Here is a 22,651-nt window from a genome sequence, read left to right as displayed (position 1 = left end):
TTATTCAGAGACTTTGTTTGCTTCTTTTACTTTGGCACTTTGTACCTTCAGACCTGCATCACGTGCGATATCGATGATGCGCTCCGGCTTGCTCAATTCCTTCACTTCATAAGTCAGATCTGTATTCGCAACCTTCTGGTGGCTGATTTCAGAATCCAGTGCTTCCAAGTCTCGGTTCACATTATACGTGGAAGCTGCGAAGGTGACGAAATAAGCTGCTGCAGCCAAGATAACTAGACTGAAAACGGCATATAGAACCTTCTCTCCCGGCGTAATCCACGTTTTCTTATGAACTTTTACTTTTACCTGTCGTTTAGGCTGCTGCTGCGGTCTTTGTGCCGGACTGCTCTGCTGCCAGCTTCTTGCACGTTCTGCGCTCAAGCTTATTCCTCCCCTGTATTAGAATTCGAATTTCGAACTCCACGGTTTTATTTTTTCTGCTACGCGGAGTTTGGCGGAACGGGATCTTCTGTTATCTTCCAGTTCCTCATCACTTGCCAATATCGGCTTTCTCGTAATGAGAGCAAACGGTGCCTTGCTGTCCTCCGGCAAAATTGGGATATTGCGCGGAACCGGCAGCGGTGTGCTCCATGATTTAAATGCCTGCTTACACATTCTGTCCTCCAGCGAGTGGAAGGTAATGACTGAAACCCTTCCCCCGACTGCAACTATCTCTGCTGTCTGCTGCAGCGCATCACGGAATGCTTGTAATTCGTCATTTACCGCAATCCGGATTGCCTGAAAGATTCTTTTGGCCGGATGGCCGCCTTTTCTTCTTGCTGGTGCAGGAATCGCTTCCTTGATCACTTCCACAAGTTCAAATGTTGTTTCAATCGGTTTCGTTTCTCGTCTTTTCTCTATTTTTCTTGCAACTTGCTTGGAAAAATTCTCTTCTCCATATTGGAAGAAAATCCGTACAAGCTGCTCGTAAGACCACGTATTAACCACCTCGTAGGCAGAAAGCGCCTGATGCTGGTTCATGCGCATATCAAGCGGCGCATCGTGCTGATAGCTGAATCCTCTTTCCGCCTGATCGAGCTGTGGGGAGGACACGCCAAGGTCGAATACTACACCATCGACTTCCGTTACGCCTCTTTCCTCTAATTCGCTTTTCAGATGTCGGAAATTCGCCTGGATATATTCGATTCGATCGCCATACTCCGCTAATCTTGCCGCTGTGGCCTCGATGGCTTGCTTGTCCTGGTCAAACGCATACAGTTTTCCTTTATCGGATAACTGCTTCAAAATTACTTCGGAGTGACCTCCTCCGCCTAGGGTGCAATCCACATATGTACCTTCTGGCTTCACATTGAGTCCTTCAATCGTCTCTCTGTTCAGCACACTATAATGTTCAAACAAGCTCTTACATCCTTTCGACTGCCATCAAATATCGAAATCAAGCATATTTTCAGCGATTTCAGCAAAAGATTCCTCAGATTCATCAAAATAGGAATTCCATTCGCTCTCCGCCCAGAATTCGATCCGTCCAGACACACCAATGATGGCTACGTCCTTTTCCAGCTTCGCATATTTCCGGAGCGGTGCAGGGATATTGATTCTCCCTTGCTTATCAAGCTCACATTCGACTGCTCCTGAAAAGAAGAAGCGAGTGAATGCACGGGCATCCTTCTTGGTCAATGGCAGCTTTTTTAGTTTTTCTTCCAGGAGTCTCCATTCCTCCATAGGGTATCCAAACAGACATTGGTCCAATCCTCGGGTCAGTACGAAACGTTCCCCTAAGTTTTCTCGGAACTTGGCAGGTACGATAATACGGCCTTTCGTATCTACCGAATGCTGAAATTCCCCCATGAACATAGACTCCGCCCCCACTTTCCATTTTCATAGTACCACATCCCCCCACATTTCACCACCTCAATATTCACACTTTTTATTAGCATTTTCTCCCTTGTCTAGCGCTTTTTCGGAGTTTTGTGCACAAAAAAACGTGCATGGTCGTCGACCAGGCACGCTTTCTGTTTCATTATAACGTTACGATATGGTGGGGAGTGGTGAAATCATAGCTTTTCTGCGCTAATTCGCGCCAAATCTCCACTCCATGCATATTCCATATAGGGAAGATACTCCATGTCCGCTCTTGCAGCCCATTTTCCGGGTGAAGCATACATTGAATATGGTCAAAATGGGATAAAGCCACACCATGCTGCTCTTTAATTCTAGCTTCCATACGTTTGACCAGAAAATCGATATCCTCTTCCAAATGACGGAGATTCTTTTCTGCCAGGCTGCCAAGATCATCTGCAATCGATGCCGCACTTCGCCGGAGCGGTGCGTGCAAATCAGCCATTGCTCGCTTCACTTGTTCAGATACAACAGCAATCGGCGGCTGCTGCTGTGCAGCTAGATAATGAATTTTTTCCGCTTCAACGCCAAATGCAATAGCTTTTTCGGGGCGCAAACGATAACGATTGAGCAGCTTTTCTGTCTTGCCATCCAGCATCGTGAAGGAAAGACGCGGCATGACGGGCGGCATATTAAAGCCGACTGCCTGAAAACCCGGTTTCAGATTCGCCCAATAGGCGATTTCTCCAGGACCGGCAATGAAAGCAAGCACCGGCAGGAGGTAGTCCTGCATGAGAGGGCGCGTGACAACATTATTGCTCAGTCTTTCCGGCGCTGTTTCCGCAATAAGCATCAGCTCTTCTTCCGTAAAGACTGCTTCATCATTTTTGCCTCGCCACTTACCCTCACTGTCGCGTATAAGCAGCGTTCTTTCACCGTCAATATAACAGAACAGGTTAGCATCTTCTGTTTCTGCACCTAACACATCAGCATAACCCATCTGCTGGAGCTCCTGAGATGCTCCATAAACACCATGGCTTATTTCCTGCTGCTTGTTGATCAGCTCCCGGAAAAATGGTCGCTCTACTTGCCGCAGTGCCTGATCCCCGGAATCCAAAAGCACCAAACCGGTATCCTTGTATAGGAAATGAATGAATTTCGCGAAGAAATCAACGAATGTCTCTGATTGATCCAATATATTACTCACAGTAGAGTGAATATCCTTTGTATATGCTGTCTCCGGCAAGGCAGCCATCACTTCTTGCAAGAAATCATGCATCAAACCGTTATCGAGCACTACATCAGAAGCTGCAATCTTTTCAGTAAGATGCTGTTTCCATTTGATTTTTTTCAACTTGTTACGATTTGGCAGGAAGATGTGATTGATCTCCTCCACATCATGATCCTCACCCGCTATCCAAAACACCGGTATGACCGTCGAGCCCAGTTTTTTACTCTGCTCGGAAGCTAGGGAAATGATGGAGGTGATCTTATGCAGTGTCAATAAAGGACCCGTGAAGAGGCCTGCCTGCTGCCCGCCGACTACAGCCACTGTATTCGTATCAGCTAATTTATTGATATTTTGGATCGTTACCTGATCCGCTCCCCACTCTTTATTGCATTTGAGGAGGAGTTCCACTAGCGCCTCCCTCGGGAACTCACGAGCTTCAAGCTCCTCCAGTCTAGTCGCATAGCTTTCTTGGCGGAATGGAGAAAAATCGAATTTCCCCATAATAGAAGGAAGCTCTGCCCGATAATCGGCCACCAATTTGTTCGGACTTTCCAGTCTCATTGGTTGTATTACCATATTAAGTACTCCTTTATATAACGTCTATGTATTACTGTCTGATAAATGTAACGATGACTCCTGCCACTAGCAGGAGGATGTACAGCGGACCGAACAAGAGGAAGCAGATACGCAGGAAGATGCGCCACACATGCTTAAAGACGATCTCGCCGCGGTATTTGTAATGCATGAGCACAACCAATATGAACAATACCGCAAGGAATCCTATCATATAACCGATCACTGTATGCTGTAAAATGATTTGCAACATAATCATAACAGAAAAGATATAGAATACGGCAGTAGTTTGCACGCTATGGAGAAAAGCATTCCGTCTTTTATGAATGATCCGTCTGGCGATCAAATAATAAATCCAAGTTGCAAGCGGCGGTACCGTGATTGCTGCCGCTAGAAGGTAAGCGATTAAGTGGGTCATAGATTCGTCCTCTCCTGCTGTTTCGTAAGTCCAAGTATACTATAGTAGACAAAATCCGTATAAGGAACAGCTTGTTTTGCATGCTTGCGGATATATCCTGATATGGATTCAATCTCAGTCTGCCTGCCGGATTGAATATCTCTGTGCATGGAGGACAAATTAGCTTTCGTAGCTTGTATGATCCTGCAAACATTTGCCCATTGCTGTTTTTCCTCTAACTCTAGCGCATCTGCAGCTTCCTTGCATAATACCCATGCTATTTTTTCAAAGGCAGGATGTTCCAGCAGCGCACCATTCTCCACCCGATAAATTGCAGTCAACGGGTTGATCACAGCATTCGCGATCAGTTTTTTGCCTAACATCTCACGCCAGTCCTGCTCAAATAAAAACGGAAAATCCGATTCATGGAGCTGATTCACAAGCTTTTCAGCATCATTAACAGTCAGATCTGCCAGACGAATGGCCGCTTTCCCTGTATGTTCTACAGTACGAGAATCCACCCGCAGGGCACCATGTTCGACAGACCCTACGATGATAGGATAATCGAATTCATCTCCCTGCAAAAAGTCCGTATGAGCCATACCGTTTTGGAGAAAGACGATTGCAGCTTTTACGTGCAGCTTCAACTTTTCCCAAATGGGCTGCACATCATATTGTTTAACACAGACAATCCATACATCCGCTTGCCCCAAAGCCTGCCAATCAGTAGAAGCTAACGTCTCCAATGCGTTTACTTCACCCTTGAGAAGAAGACCTTTCGCTGCAATCAGTTCGGATTGTTCTCGTGTTCTAGTCAAAAGCCGCACATCATGGAATCTGCCGAGTTTTGCGGTTATAAGTAACCCGATTGCCCCTCCGCCGATCACATTGATTCTCATGTCCGTTCCCCCATTCGTCCTATACCTAATTGTTTATTTTAGCAAAAGAACAGACAGTATGGATATAAGAAATATAACGCTTGAATTTGTAACCGTTTTCATATATATTGAAAACATAAGTCACACAGCGAAATTTTTTAATACGGAGAGGGGAATCTGTATGACATTTGCTAAAGTGGAAAAATTGCCGGTGAATTATAAAACAGCGGAGGATTTCGAACGCTTTGCCGCACAGGGGAACGCAGAGCTTTCCATGCTGGATGAGTTCCAGCTAAGTCTCATCGAAAGTGACGATGATACGCTATTCTACGGAATCTACATGGATAATGAACTGGCAGCGAGAATGGCGCTTACCTTTGTGAACGAACAACGTGACAATACATTCTATCCGCCAAAGGGATACGTAGAAATCTCCAAACTGGAAGTGCTGCCTGCATACCAAGGAAATCGACTTGGCTCGTCCCTAGTTGAATTTGTACAGTCCTTTGCAAAACCAGTACGCACAAAAGCAAGAGTAAATTCAGAAGCTTTCTGGACTAGGCTGCATTTTAAGGACAGCAGCAAAAAGGAAGATAATCTGTCCGTTATGACGTGGCAGCCGACAAAATAAAAAGCCCCAACTGGGCTTTTTTAATTTGTCTCAGCTTCCTCGATTACCCAGCGGCATAGCTTTTCCATTTCAATGCATGCATCTTGATACCGTTTAAGCTGATCCTTCAGCTTTGCATTCTCTTCTTTCAATGCCTTAAGTTCTTCCTGCGGTTCTTTTCTCGGAGCTTGGAAATTCTGTTTCACTTTTTCAAGCAAGTCGATTGCTGCTTCCAAGCTGATGGATTCTTTATCATCCTTAACCGGTGCAGCTGCTTTATCTGACACTGGAAGCTGCTGTTTCCGCTGCTGTTTTGCGATTTCGATATCTGTTTGATAATACTGACGGAGTGATGCATTCCAACGGAAGCCACATGCCGCCGCAGTACGGTTGAGCTTTACGGCAACATCACGGAAGGCATCCAGCTGCGTCTTCCCTTCCTGAATAAAATCCAGTACCGTATTTGCCAACAAAACATCCTCTTTATCCGACCATGCATCTTGTCTCGTACTCTTCAAAACGCTTCCCCCCTCTTCTATTCTGCTATCAATGTATGCGAGAGGGAAAAATGCTAGACTAGAAAACAGACGATAGAATATAAAAAAAACATCTATCGGCAATATTGCCGACAGATGTCGTCTTTCTTTCTTACGCTTCAACCACTGCTTTTCCATCGTAATGTCCGCAAGATCTGCAAACGTGGTGTGGTTTTGCAAGTTCTCCACAGTTAGAGCATTCTACCATTCCAGGTACATGCAATTTTTTGTGTGTACGGCGTTGGTTTTTTACTTTTTTAGAAGTTCTTCTTTTAGGTACTGCCACGGTCCTACACCTCCTTCAATCGTTACAATGCTTATTCGTCGTCCTTTTTCAAGAGAGCTTGCAGTTTCTCGAGCCTCGGGTCGATCTTGTCCTGCTGTGCTTCCTCACTGGCAAGCTGCCAGCCTTCTCCTTGTTTCGTGGCATTATCCAATGCCTCCGGATCTTCGGAGAAAACACGGAAAGGAACATCCAATAGGATATTTTCCTCTATATACGGTTTCAAGTCAAGCAGTTCTCCCTCAACAGGGTGAATCTCTGACTCGTCATCCGCGCTTGCATATGGAGACAAAGTAAACAGTTCAGTCGCTTCAACATGAAATTCATACGGTACATCCACCAGCGTGCGCGCACATGGAAGAATCATCTTGCCATCTACAGCGAACTTAACGGTTATATCGTTTCCATGCGATGTCGCCTGACCGCTGACCTTCACCGGATCAATCCGACGAATATCATTTTTGCCCTGGATGTCTGACACATCCACTTGCTCTGTAAATTCGAAAGGTTCAAGACCTTTAGCTTTAAGCTTTTGAACCGGAATTTTCACGTTAATTCACCTCATGGCAACAAAAGTAATTGTAAAAAAAAACAGAAGCTTTGTCAATATATTTTCTTTACACCAAGGCAATAATTAGCCTATATTCTTACTAAAGAACATTATCTCTATTGTAACACGTAAGAAAAGCGGAAGAAACCGTTTAGAAACGAAGGAATAAGTGAGGGAGCCCGGAGTGGGTGTCCTTCCCCACGCAGGGATTCATCGCTTATACCGCAGTTTCTGGTTTCTGTAGCTAGACAACACTAGAAAAGCGGAGAAAACCGTTAGGAGCGGAGAAGGAAACGAGAAAGCCCGGAAGGAGGCGCCCTTCTCCTGTAGGGATTTATCGATTCCAGCGCAGCTCCTGGTTTTTGCAGCCAGACAACAAAGAAAAGCGGAAGAAACCGTTTAGAAACGTAGGGATAAGCGAGGGAGCCCGGCGTGGGTGTCCTTTCCCACATAGGGATTCATCTCTTATACCGCAGTTTCTGGTTTCTAGAGCCAGACAACAAAGAAAAGCGGAGAACACCGTTTAGAAAAGTAAGGATAAGCGAGGGAGCCCGGATTGGGTGTCCTTTCTCAGTAAAAGACTAAAAAATACAGGAAAGGAGTTCCCCTATGAAAGCATGCGGCCTCATCGTCGAATATAACCCTCTGCATAACGGTCATGTTTATCATATACAGCAGGCGCAAAAATTAACCGAAAGCGATTGTACGATTGCAGTAATGAGCGGGAATTTCACACAGCGTGGTGAACCGGCCATTATGGATAAGTTCAGCCGTACAAAAGCGGCACTTTCTGCCGGTGTCGATTTGGTTGTCGAATTGCCCTTCCTTTTTGCAGTGCAGCATGCTGATTTGTTTGCCAAAGGAGCTGTTTCCATCCTTGATGCCCTGAAAGTGGATCATCTCGTTTTTGGTTCTGAAAACGGATCTATAGAATCATTCCATCACGCACAAAAAGAACGACAAAAGAATCGGACAGCTTTTGAGACAGTTCTAAAACAGCAGCTGGAAAATGGCTTATCCTATCCTGAAGCAAATCGTGCAGCATACGAGTTAGTGGGAATCAATTCCGCACTCGATCTTAGCAGCCCCAATAATATCTTGGGTTTTGCATATCTTCAGGCAGCCCAGGCCCTTCATTCGCCAATACAGGTCGATACAATCCGCCGTATTCAGGCAGGTTATCATGAACAGTCTATTACCGGCCCGATCGCAAGTGCCACATCAATCCGTTCTGCTTGGCAGGAAGAGAGAAAACAACAAGTGAAAGCAGCTGTACCGGAAAAGACGTTTGAATTGATGGAAGCTAAAGAACTTCACAGCTGGGAAGCCTATTTCCCGCTTTTACGCTATCTCATCCTAACCCGACCTGCTGAAACACTGCGCCACATTCATGGGATGGATGAGGGATTGGAATACCGTTTCAAGAAATATATCAATCAGGCGTTGAATTTCCAGCAGTTCCTTTCTCTGATCAAAACGAAACGCTATACATGGACAAGACTGCAGCGCGTCTGTGTGCACCTGCTATCGAATACACAAAAGCATATGAACCGCGAATATCTTGAACAGGCAGCATGCCCTTATATCCGTATTCTCGGAATGAACAAAAATGGACAGGCCTTTCTTTCTTCTAGGAAAAAGCAGCTTGACGTTCCGTTATATACACAATTAAAGGACGGCATGCATCCAGTTGCTGATTTAGAATTGCAAGCAGCGGATGCTTATAACAGTATATTACCACCTGAAATAGCGGCAGCTTCGCGCAGACAAGAGCTATCGCCGCCTATATTCGCATAATAAAAAGGATGCATCAGAGAGATGCATCCTTTTTATTATTTTTCTGGCATTTCTTCTAAGTATTTTTTTGCATCATCAAAGGTATTGACTGGTACAACTTTCATATTTGTATCGATATCTTCTGCTGTTTGTTTTGCCACAAGGTAATTCGAATCTTCGGCACCTTGTTCATTTGGAGCAAAGAAGACGTCGCAGCCTTCTTTATCCGCAGCTACAACCTTCTTGTCGATTCCGCCGATACGGCCGACATTTCCTTCATAATCCACTTCACCGGTTCCGCATATCTGAAGGCCCTTTGTCATATCTTCCTCCTCCAGCTGATCATAAATTTCCAAGCTGAACATAAGACCCGCACTCGGTCCGCCGATTTGTCCGCTCGAGAAGGTCACTTCCGGATCTTCGGTAACATCTCGATCGGTCACGAGTGTGATTCCGATTCCCGGTACCTTGGAATCAGGCAGTTCCTGTAGCTCCAGCTTCTTTTCTAGCTGTTTGTCATCTCGTTCTATCTTCAAAGTGATGGTGTCACCCACATGCTTGGATGTAACATAATTAGTCAGATCGGTTGCTTCTTTTACTTGCTGATCATCAACAGCTGTGATGTGATCGCCCTGCTTGAGCTGGCCATCAGCCGGTAAATCTTTAACGACTGACACGACATATACACCTTTGAAATCAATTTGCAGGTCTGCTCCAGCTGCCTCATAGGCAACGACAGTAGAAGCTTCTTGAGAGCTCTCCATCTGCATCAGCTGTGCTTGTGTATATTCTTCTTCGGATACACCCTCCGGTATGACATCTTCTAGTTTTTCAATTTGATGATATGGCAGTATTTTAGCCATCACATATTGGAATGGTGTCGCTTGTCCGCCCCGTACGGTGACTAGATGCATATCACCTTCGCTTTTCTCACTGCCATCTACAGATACAATTGGGTCAAGAGGATCTGCTGCACCCGGCTTGTATACATAATATGGCATTCTGTAAATTCCGGAAAAACAGAAGACGATGATCAGCAGCAGAATAACGAACAGGATATAACGTGTGTTCTGTTTCATATACAAGTTCCCCTTCTGTGCCCGCTTTCTCTACTTATTCAGAAGAAGAAGCATATTTCCCTTTTGAGCACGCGTATAGTTAAGATAGCCTGTACAATCAGGCTGAATTTAAGTGTACTACTTCGAATTAAAGAAGTACAGCTGTCATAAATCGGAGGGATTTTTGTGCAAAAAATGAAATCAGTTCTGCTGGCTGGGGCTGCACTGCTGCTGGCGGTCAGTTTAATTATGTATCCGGACCCATCACTGCAAGCCAGCATACGTGGATTGAATATGTGGTGGGAAGTCGTCTTTCCATCCCTCCTGCCTTTCTTTATCACTGCAGAACTGCTGATTGCGTTTGGGATGGTTCGTTTTATAGGAGTTTTTTGTGAACCGATCATGCGGCCTTTGTTCAATGTTCCAGGTGTCGGCAGTTTTGTGCTTGCTATGGGAATGGCCAGTGGCTATCCATCAGGTGCGAAACTGACAAGCCGTCTGCGTCAGGAAAAACAACTGACGAAAATCGAAGCCGAGCGTCTTGTTTCCTTCACAAATGCGAGCAACCCCCTGTTTATTGTTGGTGTGATTGCCGTAAGTTTTTTCGGGGAAGCCGAGCTTGGCATCCTGCTCGCCGCAGCGCATTACGGAGGTAATATACTAGTAGGTATCTGCATGCGCTTCTACGGCCGATCTGAGCCCCGTTCGACTTACGTCCGGGAAAAAGGGTTGATTAGCCGCGCCTTCCGGGGACTGCATGAAACGCGGATGGCTGATAAGAGACCATTTGGCAAGATTTTTGGAGATGCCGTCGTAAATTCCATCCAAACATTACTTATGATTGGCGGATTCATTATCATGTTTTCCGTTTTCAATAAGCTTTTATTCATTTTGGGCATCACAGATTCCCTGGCATATGGCTTAAAAATGATAACCAGCATTTTCGGAGTTCCAGCAGACCTGGTAGTCCCAATGTTTTCTGGATTATTCGAGATTACAATGGGTGGGCAAATGATCGCACAAGCATCAGGATCCAACTTTTTCTTCCCTGCCATTATCGTCAGCTTCATTCTTGCATTCAATGGTTTTTCAGTCCAAGCACAAGTGGCAAGTATTCTCGCCGAGACGGATATCCGGTTCGCACCGTACTTTTTTGCCCGCCTGCTCCACGGATTCATCGCAGCAGGATTAACAGCTATCCTATATGGACCGCTTTACGCCAGACATCAGGAAACAAGTATCCTTACCTTCCTGCATGAAAAAACAGCTCCTGACACTTCCGTGGAGCTGCTGCGTTTTCTTTCGTCATTCGGACCTGTTTTCACACTCATCATGCTTTCAATTGGCACACTGATCCTGCTGAGACGCCGGTTAAATTAATATTTTTGCTTGATGGCTTCCTGTACTGGAGGCGGCACGAGCTTACTGATATCAGCTCCAAAGCTTGCTGCCTCCTTCACGATACTGGAGCTCAAGAAGCTATAAGCAGAATCTGCTGTTATGAAGATTGTCTCTAATCCTGGCTCTAAATGCCGGTTGATACCGCTGATCTGCATCTCATTTTCAAAATCACTCACTGCTCGCAATCCGCGGACCAAAACTTTAGCATCATGTTCCCTGGCAAAGTCAACGGTGAGACCTTCTGCTTTAACTACAGATACGTTAGAGATATGTCTTACCGACTGCCGTAAAAGCTCCAGTCGCTCCTCTTCATTGAACAGCGGCTTTTTTTTGCTGTTTACTGCCACTGCAACGATTACTTGATCGAATATTGCGGCTGCTCGCTGGATAATATCCACGTGGCCATTGGTGACAGGATCGAACGAACCTGGATACATAGCAATCGTCATCACTCATCCCCCTTGGCAGCTTGATAGATAGTAATAGCTGTAGTATTTCCATATACGTCCTGTTTTACAGCTTGCAATCCAGCTATGAACTCCGGCATGTCCTTCTTCGCATCATGTTCACAAACAATTCGTCCATTTGCTCCCAGTATACCCGCTTCACTGATTTGCTCCAAAAGACCCTCGTAGGACATCTTTTGATACGGCGGATCCAGAAAAATAAGATCGAACTGTTTCTCCCTTTTTGCGACGGCCTTCAGTGCGCGCAGCGCATCATTCCGGTATACTTCCGAGTAGTCTGTCAGCCTCAAGGTTGTCAGGTTCTGTTTGATTGTCTCGACAGCCTTCCCTTGCTTATCCACAAAGATACAGTGTGTCATTCCTCTGCTCAAGGCTTCTATCCCAAGTCCGCCGCTTCCTGCGAATAAATCCAGGCATTCACCGCCTTCAAAAAAAGGTCCCAACACAGAAAATAGGCTCTCCTTCACTTTATCCGTCGTTGGTCTTGTCAATTGGTTCGGGACAGCTTTCAATGCCCTGCCTTTATGCTCTCCAGCAATCACTCGCATACATTTCACTCCTTCAAAAAAACGATGTATATTCCCGGCTAAGCCAGTCCATACTGTACTATTGAAGCGGCTATCACGCTAATAGCTGCTTCATGAACACGGAGAAGACTTACGTTTCCCCATAAGCTCTTCCTCCGGTTTCTCCTCTCCCTTTGCCTGTTTGTTTTCATTGGAAACAAAAGGCGCCTGCAGGGCTTTTCCCTGCAGGCTTTTTTTATATACCAATCTTATAATCGTATTCTTTCGCTTTATCCTGTTTCGCATTCTCGAAATCGGTACGGACGAAGGGACGGTAAGATAACGCCGTCTTAGAGACGAATGGCAGTTTATTCAACGCTGCTTCCTTCTCTTCGGCCTCCTCCAGGTTCACATATATCATCGCGTATTTAAGCTTTTTGGACACGAAAACCAAGTGTCCATGCCGCTTCAGCTGCTTAATATTTTTCATATGCTGGAACCATACGACGATTCCTTGCCGTTTTGTCAACATAATTGATGTTCCTCGCTTTACAGCTTTTTTCTTAGTGTAGCAAAGCCTGCCCCCTTGGAGCAACACAAAAAAACCGGCAAGCCTAAGCTTACCGGAATATTGTCAGGAAGCACACCCGCAGGCGCCGCCGCTTCCACAGCCGCAGCCAGAGTCTTTTAAAGCTGCACCAGATCGCGGGGCTTTGACATTCTTGCTCACAGTTGAAGCAAGTTTGGAACTAATATCATCAAGCAGTTTTTGCAGATTACGCTCTGCTATTTTAAATGCCGCAACGTTGGCATCCATATCCATCTCACGCTTCTTGCTGCGGATTTCCTTCATGATGAAGCTGTAATCAGGGTGGTATCTGCCGAATCGCTGCACTTCCTCATACTGTTCCTTAATAGCCGTGAATGCGTCGATTTTAGCTTTCGTCTCACTATTCTGGTAGAGTGCGGATTGCGCGGAGCTATATGCCGCCATCACTTCCGACTCACGTATCATCATTCCCAATTGCTCGGACTTCTCCAGGAGCTCGACGAATTCCATAGTTGCAAACATAGAACCACCTCCCCTATTATCATACCAAATAATAGGGAAATGAAAAGTGTTTAATCCCGCATTGCTCGTGCCATCTGAATCAGCATGTTCACCATACTCAGCTGATCGCCAAATTTCCCAATGCGCTGCGGGACAGTTTTACCGTAAAAATAATTCGCTTGTTTTTCCAAATCTGCGAATGAACTTGGGTCACGTGCTAGTGTACGGTACCATACCGGGTGAAGTCTGACAAAACGGAGCAGTTCTTCCCGGTGCTGCAGCCGTTGATATATTTCCTGTCGCATCAGCATACCTCCTTTTTAGTCCCTATGGAAAAATGTTGGAGTCTTCTTCTTTGAAGGCAGCTGTTGTTTGACACCTTGATATTGTCCGATCAATTGCTTGATATTCTCAAGCGCTCCATTCAAATGATGGATATGTCCTTGCAGTTTTTGCAAATCTAACTGATTAGCCATTCCCAACACCTTGTTGAACATTTCTTTCCCTGTTTCTTCTGATTCCTTTCCAGCTTGCTCTGCATCTGTTTCTGCTTTTGGTTCTGTTTCCGCCTTTGCATTCTGTCCATCTTTATATACCTGCCAGCTCGGATCCTCTTCGCCCATCAGTACCCACTTTTCATAGTATGGCTGCCATCCGGCGCGTTTCTGCCTAACCTCTTGAATTAGCTTGGGGTGCTGCTCTACGAACTGTCTGAATGCCTGAATAGATGGATGCAAATTCGAATCTGACATTACATTCATCTCCTAACCAGATAAATACCCTCTCTGACCAATGTATGAAAGCATTGGGGAAATGACACAAAAAAAAAACGGGATTCCACAATGGAAATCCCGTTATTGTAAAAGAAAATTCTGCGTATAGTAATAACGATAAACGCCTACCCCAAGCTCTTCATAAGATGGTTCAAGCATTGTCTTGCGATGCCCTTCACTGTTCAGCCATCCAATCATTGCTGCTGGGGCATCTGTATAGCCCGCGGCGATATTCTCACCTGCACTTTGGAACTTGACCTGACCATCAGCAAGCCGATCTCCGAGCTCCTCACCACTTGGCGTCACATGAGAGAAATACTGCTGCTTTTGCATATCTTCACTATGACCAAGCGCAACAGCTGCTACCTGGTCATTCCATTTCAATGGCGGGACGTCAAAATTCGCACGCATCACATTGGTTATATCAATGATTTGCTGTTCCATTCCTCCCTGCACCTGCTGCCATTCTTCGTCTGAGAGCTGCGGCTGCTCAGGCAGCTGGCCTGTATATGTTACGTCATAAGGCCGTTCCATGACGAGCTGTTCATCAGTCAGCACCCGCACTCCTGTCAGTTCATCTTCAAACGTATCGAAATAGAACTGAGCAAACAAACCATCACCAATCTGGGCAAGCGGCTGTATTTGCTGATCCTTATCCTTCAGCTTGAATGTATATCGATTGCTGTCATAACGGAAGGACACCTCGTCTTGCAGAGGATAATCCTGTTCGACTTCCTCACGACTTTCTCCAAGCTTCGCCTTTGCAAGGGATGCCTCACCGACAGCAAAGGCAGTGATGACACGTCCATCTTTCACACCATACTGTGCATATGCATCACCTTTATCATATATATACCACTCATATCCATACGAAGACTCATCGATCCGATCTGGTTCGCCCTGATCTTCTTCTAATGTTTCAGGTGCTTGGTTGATCCACCGTTCTATATCACCATTCGGTTTTTGGGCAGCTTCCGCCTTTGGCGTTTGCTCTGTATCTCCTGACTCAACCGACTTTGTATCCTGGGCAGGAGCCAGATAATCATCCTTGTTCCAAAAGAACAGCACACCTGCTCCCACAACGAGTAACAATAATACAATTCGTAAGCTTTTCATGCATCCTGCCCCCTTTCCGTAAGTTGCACCTATTATAATACAAAATCCATTCAGGAGATAGTCGACTCCTTCGACAAGCTTCACATACCATCTGCCGGAAGCAGGTGCCCATACGTCCTGAACTGAATCAATCCTCCTACTTGGCCAAGCTTTTTGAAGCCGCATCTTGTAAGGACTTCTTGCTTTTCTTCCTCCTCCGGCCTACAAAAAGCATGTATTGTTTCGATACCATGCTTCAGCAGCCAATCACAAATGCTGACGATTGCTTCGTCTTCATATCTTTTCCCTTGCATCTCCTCACGTATTTCAAAATATAACTCAGCTTGAGCTGCATCATGAGAAGGCTGCTTGATAAAAATGTCCCCGACCATTTCCTTTTGATATTTTGTATGTAAGATCCACGGTCCAAAACCGAAGCTTGTCTGTCCAGTAGCGAATTCCTCCAAATATAGAGGCAGCTCTGCCTTTAATGCATTTGTAGGCCAATCAGTAACGTAGGAAATTTCCTGTTCATAAAAGAAGGTAAGCGGGAATCGAACGAGCTGCTTCCCCATATCCAGTGTTATAGCTTTCATCGTTAAACGCGGTGTTTCCATATCCATTTACTTTCCCTCTCTCCGATGCACATTTATGGTTCTTATTCCCGATACTTCCTACTATATAAACACAAAAAAAGACACCTCCAATATGGAGGTGTCTTAAATTAGAAAATCGCAGGAGTTGTGAAGATCACAAGTGCGATAAAGAAAATCATCAAGTAATTCAGGCTGTACACGAACATCCAGGTAGCCCATTTCAGATCATCTTTCATAAAGAACCCAGCTATACCGATTGCAAGCCAGCCGATATTCAGCACACTAGCGATGATAACAAATACTGTTCCCAGTGTAGTTAAATAAAACGGAAGCGGAAGCAAACATGCTGTATAAACAACGATTTGGCGCTTCGTAATTCCAAAGCCATATACAGAAGGCAGCATTGGAATATTCGCAGCTTTGTAATCCTCTGCTTTTTTCATAGCCAGTGCTAAGAAATGCGGTGTCTGCCAGATGAACATGATAGCGAAAACGATCCAAGCCTCTGTGCTCAAACCGCCATCGATAGCAGCGTATCCGATTAGAGGAGGAACCGCTCCGGAGAAGCTTCCAATTGCTGTATTGATTGTATAGCGACGTTTAGACCACATCGTATAAAGTACGACATAAGCAAACCAGCCGAATATACCAATCGCTGCTGCTTGCCACGTTGTCAGGAATAAAAATCCGACGCCGAGGACAGTAAATCCTATACCCATTGTCAGCACGACAGAGAGCGGAATCGTGCCTGTAACTGTCGGACGTTTTTTCGTCCGCTTCATTACATGGTCGATATCACGATCGTAATAGTTATTGATCACACATCCGCCAGCTATGACCAATCCGCTTCCGAGCATCATGTAAATGAACGTCGGGATATGGTTGACGAATTGTTGGTTCGTCATATAGAGTGCGAGCCAGAAACCGCCGAATGCAGTCAATAGATTTGAATTTATAATACCAGTTTTTATAAGCGCCTTAAAGTCTGTCCACAGACTAGTAGTAGAATCGGCCTGTTCAGCACCGTTCAATACTTGTGAAGAAGTTGTTTCGATCTTTTCCACACCAGCACATCCTTTCTGCTTGGTTAAACATAATTCTTGTATTCTATCACACTTTTAACATTGTAACACGTCCAGCTGCAGCAAATAAAACCGTTTTTGACAATTTGCCGAACTAATACCTTATCATATCAGCCATTCCTTATTCATGCGTTTGTACAGGTCATAAAATTGACAAGAAATATGTCCTTCTTTAAATAGATTTCATGTTACGATAAGCTTAATGTTTTTTTGTCATAGTTATAAGTTTGTATATAAGAGGTGTTTATTCGTGAAATTATTGAAAATCTTATCTGTGATCAGCACCATAGGTATGCTCTTCATCCTGCTTGGCGGCGCCCTTGTTACCAAGACAGGCTCAGCAGATGGCTGCGGACAAAGCTGGCCGTTATGTGAAGGGGCATTAACCAATATCACGCCTGAGCTTATCATAGAAGTTGCCCACCGATTTGTTTCTTCCACAATGGGGATCGTCATTCTATTGCTGGCAATCCTCGCTTGGCGCAAGATCGGTCATATTCGGGAAGTTAAGTTTCTGTCCATCATGGCAGTAGCCTTTCTTGTCATACAAGCATTGATTGGGGCAGCAGCTGTTGTTTGGCAGCAGTCTGACACTGTATTGGCACTTCATTTTGGTATCTCACTTATCTCATTCGCTTCCGTTCTTCTGCTGACGCTAATCGTCTTTGAAGTGGACAAGAAGTTCGATGCCCGCGCACTTGTCATCCGGAAAGGGATGCGAATTCAATTTTATCTCCATACAATTTTCATCTATTTGGTCGTATATACCGGAGCGCTTGTACGTCACATGAATGCAAGCCTTGTGTGCGGAGATTTCCCACTATGCTCCAACGCTGATCCTAGTCTCTTCGGATTGAGTACGGCACAAATGGTACAAATGCTCCACCGTGGTGCTGCAATGCTTGCACTGGTCTGGTCCTTCATTATCATGATTCAAGTGATTCGCCGTTACAAAGACCACGCAGTGATGTCCAAAGGCTGGATCATCAGCTTTTGTCTTTTAGCATCACAAGCAGTAGTCGGTGCGCTTGTTGTCTTTACAGCAATGAATTTATTCGTAGCACTGATGCATTCCTTGATCATCAGCGTTTACTTTGGAATCATGACATACTATATCATGCTATCCTTCCGAAGTGCGAAATACGAAAAAGAACAATAAAAAAGGGTCCGCTGCTGTCATAGCACGGACCTCTTTTTTTATTCAAATTCTACTAGCAGATCCCCAACCTGAATCGGTTCTCCATCTTTCACATAAACGTCTTTGATTTTCCCATCAAATGGCGCTTGTACTGTTGTTTCCATCTTCATCGCTTCTGTAATAAGAAGCTGCTGTCCTTTTTGTACATGCTCCCCGCCGGTAACGAGTGATCTGATAACTGTTCCAGGCATTGTCGCACCAATATGCTTTTTATTTTGTTTATCAGCTTTTGGTGTCGTCTTAACTGTTGCCTGTACCTGTTCATCCCGAACTAGTACTTCACGAGGCTGTCCATTGAATTCGAAGTAGATCGTCCGCATCGCATCCGGCCCTGCTTCCCCAATTGCAACAAGCTTTACGATCAAGGTCTTTCCTGGTTCGATTTCCACTTCGATTTCTTCATCCAGCTTCATACCGTAGAAGAAAGTTGGTGTTGTCAGTACAGACAAGTCACCATAAGCTTCTTTGAAAGCTGCGTACGTTTCAAACACTTTCGGATACAAGGAGTAAGCAGTAACATCCTGTTCTGTAATGTCAGCTTCCACTTTTTCATCCAATTCACTTCGCAGCTCATCAAAATCAACAGGCGGAAGCAGTTTGCCCGGTCGTTCGGTGATTACCTCCCGATCCTTTACAATGACCTTCTGTAATTCTTTCGGGAAGCCGCCATAAGGCTGACCAAGATAGCCTTGAGCGAATTCGATAACAGAATCAGGGAAGTCAAGTGCTGCACCTCTCTCGATGACACTTCTTTCATCCAAGTCGTTTTGAACCATGAATAATGCCATATCACCTACAACCTTGGAGGAAGGTGTAACCTTGATAACATCTCCGAAAAGATCGTTTACTCTTCTGTACATGACCTTCACTTCATCCCAGCGATCGCCTAGTCCAACCGCATTAGCCTGCTGCAGCAAATTGCTGTATTGTCCGCCTGGCATTTCATGCAGATATACTTCAGCATGCGGAGCCTTCATGCCGCTCTCGAAATCACTGTAGCGAGTGCGGACATCTTCCCAATAAGATCCCAGTTCATCATAATTTTCAACATTAATGGACGGCCTGCGCTCCATCCCCTGCATCGCGTGATAGAAGGAGCTTGCGCTCGGCTGAGAAGTAAGGCCAGCCATAGAGCCTGCAGCAACGTCGACAACATCTACACCAGCTTCCACAGCCTTAACATATGTCAAAACTCCGTTACCGCTCGTATCATGCGTATGCAAATGAATCGGTAGTGATACGGTATCCTTCAAAGCACTGACAAGGTCATATGCTGCCTGCGGTTTGAGCAATCCTGCCATGTCTTTTATTCCGATAATATGAGCACCTGCTGATTCAAGCTCTTTCGCCATCTTCGTATAATAAGCCAGATCATATTTCGTGCGGCTCGGATCCAGGATATCCCCACTGTAACAAAGCGCAGCTTCTGCCACTTTATTTTGGTTGCGGACAGCTTCAATTGCAGGCTTCATGTTTTCGATCCAGTTCAAGCTATCGAAGATACGGTACACATCAATGCCGGCTTCGGCACTTTCTTTGACGAATTTCTCAACGACGTTATCCGGATAGTTTTTGTACCCGACAGCGTTGCTTGCACGAAGCAGCATCTGGAACAGCACGTTCGGCATTTTCTCACGCAGCTTAGCCAAGCGCTCCCACGGATCTTCCTTCAGGAAACGATAAGCCACGTCGAAGGTAGCACCGCCCCACATCTCAACAGAAAATAGGTTCGGCAATAGTTTGGCAGTTGGCTCAGCTATTGTTAATAGATCCTTCGTTCTTACACGGGTAGCAAGCAGTGATTGGTGAGCATCTCGGAAAGTTGTATCCGTCAGCAAGACTTCTTCCTGCTCTTTCAGCCAGTCAGCAAGCCCTTCCGGACCATGCGCATCCAGAATCTGTTTTGTTCCGTTCTGGTAATCGAGCCCTTTTGCAAGCTTCGGAACTCTCGGGTTTGGAAAATCAGGTTTTTCGACTTTTCCGCCGCCATCAAATCCATTGACAGTTGTATAGCCGATATACTGGAGCATCTTCGTTCCTCTGTCCTGACGTTTCGGAAAGACGAACAGTTCCGGAGTTTCATCGATAAAGCCAGTCGTATAATCAGCAGACAAAAACTTATCATGCAGGATGACGTTTTCCAGGAATGGAATGTTTGTCTTGATGCCTCGAATACGGAACTCCCGAAGGTTTCTTTCCATTTTGTATGCAGCTTGTTTGTAATCCGCCGCCCACGTCGATACTTTAACGAGCAGGGAATCATAGTAAGCGCTAATGACGGAGCCTTGGAAAGCATTACCGCCATCCAGTCGAACACCGAAGCCTCCACTGGAACGATAAGCCATTATCTTACCTGTATCCGGCATGAAGTTATTTAGCGGATCCTCTGTCGTTACACGTGCCTGTATTGCATAACCGTTTGTCTTAATCTCAGACTGCGCCGGAATATGAAGACGTTCGTCTTGAAGGCTGTATCCTTGAGCCAGCAAAAGCTGTGTCTGAACGATATCTACACCTGTTACCAGTTCCGTAATGGTATGTTCTACTTGGACACGGGGATTAACCTCGATGAAATAGAATTCGTTATCTGAAACAAGAAATTCAACTGTTCCTGCGTTGAGATAGGAAACATTTTTCATCAATTTAACTGCCGCATCACAGATAGCAATCCGAAGTGATTCCGGCAGGCCAACACTTGGAGCTACCTCAATCACTTTTTGATGCCTTCTCTGTATGGAGCAATCACGTTCGTATAAATGTATAACATTACCGGCACTATCCCCAAGGATCTGTACCTCGATATGTTTTGGATTTTCAATAAGCTTCTCCACATACACTTCATCACTGCCGAAAGCTGCTTTAGCCTCTGATTTCGCTCGCTCATAAGCTTCGGCCAGCTCTTCTGCTGAACGCACGACACGCATACCACGTCCGCCGCCGCCCAAAGAAGCTTTGATAATGATTGGGTAGTTGTGGGTATCAGCGAAGGCTCTAACGTCGTCCAGTGTTTGGACAGGCCCGTCAGTACCAGGGATCACCGGTATTTCAGCAAGTAAAGCCTGCTGTCTCGCTTTTACCTTATCCCCAAACATGTCAAGTTGTTCGCTGCGCGGGCCGATGAAGATAATCCCTTCCTCTTCACAGCGTCTGGCAAAATGAATATTCTCAGAAAGGAAACCGTATCCTGGATGAATAGCATCCGCACCGGAAGTTTTCGCAATTTCTAGAATATTTTCGATATCAAGATAGGCATCAATCGGCTTTTTCCCCTCGCCGACCAGATATGCCTCATCCGCCTTGAAGCGGTGACTTGAAGATTTGTCCTCTTTCGAATAAATTGCAACCGTATGTATTCCAAGCTCGACACAAGCCCGGAATACACGAATCGCAATTTCCCCTCTATTTGCTACTAGAACTTTGTTGATTCCCCTTAGTTCGTCCATCGTTCTCCTCCTCTAGTCTTTTCCCTGGTTTGTGTAGTAGTACTAGTGGTGCGGATCCTCTGTCGATTGGAGGGACGTCTTCCCCGCTTGTCCTGCGTAAAGGTGCTTTCTGACACAATCAGCTCTTGTGAACGTACATGCTTGGCGATATTATTCAGAATACCCATGGAGGCGAATAGAATCATCAAGGATGTACCGCCGTAACTGACAAATGGCAGTGTAACACCTGTGATTGGCAATAGACCGGTGATTGCGCCCAGATTGATGAAGGTCTGGATCCCCACCATCGACGAAATGCCTATTGCCAATAACGAACCGAAACTGTCGCGGCATTGTCTGGCGATATAGAATCCGCGCAGCACAATGATTGCGAGCATTGCCAGTACAGCAGCAACTCCGATAAATCCGAGCTCTTCCGCTATGACAGCCATGATAAAGTCTGTATGCGGCTCTGGCAGATAGCCTAGCTTTTGGATGCCTTGCCCCAGCCCGTCCCCGAAAATCCCGCCTGTGCCGATAGCAAGATAGGATTGTACAAGCTGGAAGCCTCCGTCTTGGACGTTCTCGTCACTGAATGGCTGATAAGCTCCAGTGAAACGTGAGATACGTTCTTCGTTGACCATGTGCGGCAATACAGCGAGTATGAGTCCGACACCTGCTGCAATCAATAGACTCAAGTGCCTTAAACGAATACCGGCACTGATTATGATCGAGCAGGATATCAGGAATACGATAGAAGCTGAACCAACATCCGGCTGGATCACGATCAAGCCAAGAATGAGGCCTAAGGCAATAAGAGGCGGCAATACGCCTTTCGAAAAACTGTCCAGGTATTTCTGTTTTTTGGCATAGACTGCAGAAAGATAGATAATCATAGCTACTTTAGCCAATTCGGCTGGCTGCAGACTGAAAAATCCAAGATCGAACCATGAGCGAGATCCATTTGCTTTTTCCGTAAATAAGACGAGAATCAGCAGGACGACAACTACCAGCAAGATCGGCTTAATCCATTTCTGGAACTTCTGGTATGGAACAAAACAGAAAAACGCATAGATTGGAACAGCTAAAGTAATCCACATCAACGATCTGACAAAAAAGAACGTTGGTGAAGCATCGTATTTGACTACTGCCACTGTATAGCTTGCACTGTAAATCATCACTGCTCCGAAAACGGTCAGCAGCAGTGGGGTGAATAGCAAAGTAAAATCGAAATTACGCAATCTTTTTTTCATTTTAAAGCTCCCATAGTATGTATTTTACGATCGTTACAAACCGCCAGATTCATAGAATAATAAAAAAACCCCGCCGAATAAAAGGGCAATGGGGTTTCATCTTTCGTATGGGATG

25 protein-coding genes are annotated in these 22,651 nt (G+C 45.4%); 4 read left to right on the top strand and 21 right to left on the bottom strand.

Annotated elements, in window-relative coordinates; all coding sequences use genetic code 11:
* From ftsL to CHH91_RS08460, 6 genes are all read right to left on the bottom strand, one after another.
* Positions 1-381, bottom strand: a complete 381-nt coding sequence (gene ftsL, locus CHH91_RS08485; RefSeq protein WP_095223018.1) for a cell division protein FtsL — start codon at positions 379-381, stop codon at positions 1-3.
* Positions 382-399: 18 nt separating this feature from the next.
* Entirely contained in the window at positions 400-1,359 is a 960-nt protein-coding gene (gene rsmH, locus CHH91_RS08480) for a 16S rRNA (cytosine(1402)-N(4))-methyltransferase RsmH (RefSeq protein ID WP_095223017.1), read from the bottom strand.
* Positions 1,360-1,383: 24 nt separating this feature from the next.
* Complete coding sequence (mraZ, locus tag CHH91_RS08475) at positions 1,384-1,815, bottom strand: division/cell wall cluster transcriptional repressor MraZ (protein WP_095223016.1); 432 nt, start codon at positions 1,813-1,815, stop codon at positions 1,384-1,386.
* A gap of 166 nt (positions 1,816-1,981) precedes the next feature.
* On the bottom strand, positions 1,982-3,607 hold the full coding sequence (gene bshC, locus CHH91_RS08470) for a bacillithiol biosynthesis cysteine-adding enzyme BshC (RefSeq protein WP_095223015.1): 1,626 nt from the start codon (positions 3,605-3,607) through the stop codon (positions 1,982-1,984).
* Positions 3,608-3,638: 31 nt separating this feature from the next.
* Positions 3,639-4,022, bottom strand: coding sequence for a DUF3397 domain-containing protein (locus CHH91_RS08465; protein WP_095223014.1), 384 nt, complete (start codon positions 4,020-4,022; stop codon positions 3,639-3,641).
* Positions 4,019-4,900, bottom strand: coding sequence for a 2-dehydropantoate 2-reductase (locus CHH91_RS08460; protein ID WP_095223013.1), 882 nt, complete (start codon positions 4,898-4,900; stop codon positions 4,019-4,021). Before CHH91_RS08460 ends, CHH91_RS08465 begins: the two co-directional genes overlap by 4 nt.
* A gap of 160 nt (positions 4,901-5,060) precedes the next feature.
* Between CHH91_RS08460 and CHH91_RS08455 the strand changes: the two genes are divergently transcribed.
* The gene (locus CHH91_RS08455) at positions 5,061-5,510 is read left to right on the top strand and encodes a GNAT family N-acetyltransferase (protein WP_176465732.1); all 450 of its coding nucleotides are present in this window, start codon (positions 5,061-5,063) and stop codon (positions 5,508-5,510) included.
* A gap of 20 nt (positions 5,511-5,530) precedes the next feature.
* On the opposite strand, the gene CHH91_RS08450 is transcribed toward CHH91_RS08455, so the two are convergent.
* The 3 genes from CHH91_RS08450 to CHH91_RS08440 form a co-directional block, all read right to left on the bottom strand.
* The gene (locus CHH91_RS08450; protein ID WP_095223011.1) at positions 5,531-6,007 is read right to left on the bottom strand and encodes an RsfA family transcriptional regulator; all 477 of its coding nucleotides are present in this window, start codon (positions 6,005-6,007) and stop codon (positions 5,531-5,533) included.
* A 130-nt stretch (positions 6,008-6,137) separates the two neighbouring features.
* On the bottom strand, positions 6,138-6,311 hold the full coding sequence (gene rpmF, locus CHH91_RS08445) for a 50S ribosomal protein L32 (RefSeq protein ID WP_077309792.1): 174 nt from the start codon (positions 6,309-6,311) through the stop codon (positions 6,138-6,140).
* A 31-nt stretch (positions 6,312-6,342) separates the two neighbouring features.
* Positions 6,343-6,858, bottom strand: a complete 516-nt coding sequence (locus CHH91_RS08440) for a YceD family protein (protein WP_095223010.1) — start codon at positions 6,856-6,858, stop codon at positions 6,343-6,345.
* Between the two features lie 609 nt (positions 6,859-7,467).
* Here CHH91_RS08440 and CHH91_RS08435 point away from each other — a divergent pair.
* The gene (locus CHH91_RS08435; protein ID WP_095223009.1) at positions 7,468-8,655 is read left to right on the top strand and encodes a nucleotidyltransferase; all 1,188 of its coding nucleotides are present in this window, start codon (positions 7,468-7,470) and stop codon (positions 8,653-8,655) included.
* A gap of 35 nt (positions 8,656-8,690) precedes the next feature.
* On the opposite strand, the gene CHH91_RS08430 is transcribed toward CHH91_RS08435, so the two are convergent.
* Positions 8,691-9,713, bottom strand: coding sequence for a SepM family pheromone-processing serine protease (locus tag CHH91_RS08430; protein WP_095223008.1), 1,023 nt, complete (start codon positions 9,711-9,713; stop codon positions 8,691-8,693).
* A 174-nt stretch (positions 9,714-9,887) separates the two neighbouring features.
* On the opposite strand from CHH91_RS08430, the gene ylbJ reads away from it, so the two are divergent.
* Positions 9,888-11,072 (top strand): sporulation integral membrane protein YlbJ, encoded by a 1,185-nt coding sequence (gene ylbJ / locus CHH91_RS08425; protein ID WP_176465736.1) that lies wholly within the window; start codon positions 9,888-9,890, stop codon positions 11,070-11,072.
* Here the strand turns inward: ylbJ and coaD are convergent.
* The 9 genes from coaD to cyoE form a co-directional block, all read right to left on the bottom strand.
* Positions 11,069-11,545 carry a pantetheine-phosphate adenylyltransferase gene (coaD, locus tag CHH91_RS08420; RefSeq protein ID WP_095223006.1) on the bottom strand — a complete coding sequence of 159 codons (477 nt, stop codon included), beginning with the start codon at positions 11,543-11,545 and terminating at the stop codon, positions 11,069-11,071. The genes ylbJ and coaD overlap by 4 nt on opposite strands.
* A complete protein-coding gene (gene rsmD, locus CHH91_RS08415; RefSeq protein WP_286160728.1) occupies positions 11,542-12,117 on the bottom strand; it encodes a 16S rRNA (guanine(966)-N(2))-methyltransferase RsmD in 576 nt (191 codons plus the stop codon). The genes coaD and rsmD overlap by 4 nt, the downstream gene beginning before the upstream one ends.
* Positions 12,118-12,322: 205 nt before the next feature.
* Entirely contained in the window at positions 12,323-12,598 is a 276-nt protein-coding gene (locus tag CHH91_RS08410) for a YlbG family protein (protein ID WP_095223004.1), read from the bottom strand.
* A 102-nt stretch (positions 12,599-12,700) separates the two neighbouring features.
* Positions 12,701-13,138: a YlbF/YmcA family competence regulator gene (locus tag CHH91_RS08405; RefSeq protein WP_095223003.1), complete on the bottom strand. Its 438-nt coding sequence runs from the start codon at positions 13,136-13,138 to the stop codon at positions 12,701-12,703.
* Positions 13,139-13,188: 50 nt separating this feature from the next.
* Positions 13,189-13,422, bottom strand: a complete 234-nt coding sequence (locus tag CHH91_RS08400) for a YlbE-like family protein (protein WP_095223002.1) — start codon at positions 13,420-13,422, stop codon at positions 13,189-13,191.
* Positions 13,423-13,437: 15 nt separating this feature from the next.
* Positions 13,438-13,869 (bottom strand): YlbD family protein, encoded by a 432-nt coding sequence (ylbD, locus tag CHH91_RS08395; RefSeq protein ID WP_176465731.1) that lies wholly within the window; start codon positions 13,867-13,869, stop codon positions 13,438-13,440.
* A 102-nt stretch (positions 13,870-13,971) separates the two neighbouring features.
* Positions 13,972-15,006: a CAP domain-containing protein gene (locus tag CHH91_RS08390; RefSeq protein WP_176465730.1), complete on the bottom strand. Its 1,035-nt coding sequence runs from the start codon at positions 15,004-15,006 to the stop codon at positions 13,972-13,974.
* 80 nt (positions 15,007-15,086) lie between these two features.
* Positions 15,087-15,608 carry a GNAT family N-acetyltransferase gene (locus tag CHH91_RS08385; protein ID WP_095223062.1) on the bottom strand — a complete coding sequence of 174 codons (522 nt, stop codon included), beginning with the start codon at positions 15,606-15,608 and terminating at the stop codon, positions 15,087-15,089.
* A 101-nt stretch (positions 15,609-15,709) separates the two neighbouring features.
* The gene (gene cyoE, locus CHH91_RS08380) at positions 15,710-16,645 is read right to left on the bottom strand and encodes a heme o synthase (RefSeq protein ID WP_095222999.1); all 936 of its coding nucleotides are present in this window, start codon (positions 16,643-16,645) and stop codon (positions 15,710-15,712) included.
* Between the two features lie 268 nt (positions 16,646-16,913).
* Between cyoE and CHH91_RS08375 the strand changes: the two genes are divergently transcribed.
* A complete protein-coding gene (locus tag CHH91_RS08375) occupies positions 16,914-17,822 on the top strand; it encodes a COX15/CtaA family protein (protein ID WP_286160727.1) in 909 nt (302 codons plus the stop codon).
* A gap of 38 nt (positions 17,823-17,860) precedes the next feature.
* Here CHH91_RS08375 and pyc read toward each other — a convergent pair whose 3' ends face one another.
* Together pyc and ftsW are read right to left on the bottom strand one after the other, a co-directional pair.
* Positions 17,861-21,304 (bottom strand): pyruvate carboxylase, encoded by a 3,444-nt coding sequence (pyc, locus tag CHH91_RS08370; RefSeq protein WP_095222997.1) that lies wholly within the window; start codon positions 21,302-21,304, stop codon positions 17,861-17,863.
* Complete coding sequence (ftsW, locus tag CHH91_RS08365) at positions 21,292-22,536, bottom strand: putative lipid II flippase FtsW (protein WP_095222996.1); 1,245 nt, start codon at positions 22,534-22,536, stop codon at positions 21,292-21,294. The genes pyc and ftsW overlap by 13 nt, the downstream gene beginning before the upstream one ends.
* Positions 22,537-22,651: the final 115 nt, after the last annotated feature.

The organism is Virgibacillus sp. 7505, from assembly GCF_002272135.1.
Classification (GTDB): domain Bacteria; phylum Bacillota; class Bacilli; order Bacillales; family Amphibacillaceae; genus Terribacillus.
The sequence above is the reverse complement of the archived record's forward strand: the minus strand, read 5'-3'. Positions and strand labels throughout refer to the sequence as shown.

Bases quoted from the DNA above. Each gene is read 5' to 3' on its own strand.
- mraZ (WP_095223016.1), bottom strand. From the start codon at position 1,815: ATGTTCATGGGGGAATTTCAGCATTCGGTAGATACGAAAGGCCGTATT.
- CHH91_RS08455 (WP_176465732.1), top strand. From the start codon at position 5,061: ATGACATTTGCTAAAGTGGAAAAATTGCCGGTGAATTATAAAACAGCG.
- bshC (WP_095223015.1), bottom strand. From the start codon at position 3,607: ATGGTAATACAACCAATGAGACTGGAAAGTCCGAACAAATTGGTGGCC.
- ylbJ (WP_176465736.1), top strand. From the start codon at position 9,888: ATGAAATCAGTTCTGCTGGCTGGGGCTGCACTGCTGCTGGCGGTCAGT.
- CHH91_RS08465 (WP_095223014.1), bottom strand. From the start codon at position 4,022: ATGACCCACTTAATCGCTTACCTTCTAGCGGCAGCAATCACGGTACCG.
- ylbD (WP_176465731.1), bottom strand. From the start codon at position 13,869: ATGTCAGATTCGAATTTGCATCCATCTATTCAGGCATTCAGACAGTTC.
- CHH91_RS08400 (WP_095223002.1), bottom strand. From the start codon at position 13,422: ATGCGACAGGAAATATATCAACGGCTGCAGCACCGGGAAGAACTGCTC.
- CHH91_RS08405 (WP_095223003.1), bottom strand. From the start codon at position 13,138: ATGTTTGCAACTATGGAATTCGTCGAGCTCCTGGAGAAGTCCGAGCAA.
- CHH91_RS08390 (WP_176465730.1), bottom strand. From the start codon at position 15,006: ATGAAAAGCTTACGAATTGTATTATTGTTACTCGTTGTGGGAGCAGGT.
- ftsW (WP_095222996.1), bottom strand. From the start codon at position 22,536: ATGAAAAAAAGATTGCGTAATTTCGATTTTACTTTGCTATTCACCCCA.
- CHH91_RS08385 (WP_095223062.1), bottom strand. From the start codon at position 15,608: ATGGATATGGAAACACCGCGTTTAACGATGAAAGCTATAACACTGGAT.
- CHH91_RS08410 (WP_095223004.1), bottom strand. From the start codon at position 12,598: ATGTTGACAAAACGGCAAGGAATCGTCGTATGGTTCCAGCATATGAAA.
- CHH91_RS08460 (WP_095223013.1), bottom strand. From the start codon at position 4,900: ATGAGAATCAATGTGATCGGCGGAGGGGCAATCGGGTTACTTATAACC.
- pyc (WP_095222997.1), bottom strand. From the start codon at position 21,304: ATGGACGAACTAAGGGGAATCAACAAAGTTCTAGTAGCAAATAGAGGG.
- CHH91_RS08435 (WP_095223009.1), top strand. From the start codon at position 7,468: ATGAAAGCATGCGGCCTCATCGTCGAATATAACCCTCTGCATAACGGT.
- CHH91_RS08430 (WP_095223008.1), bottom strand. From the start codon at position 9,713: ATGAAACAGAACACACGTTATATCCTGTTCGTTATTCTGCTGCTGATC.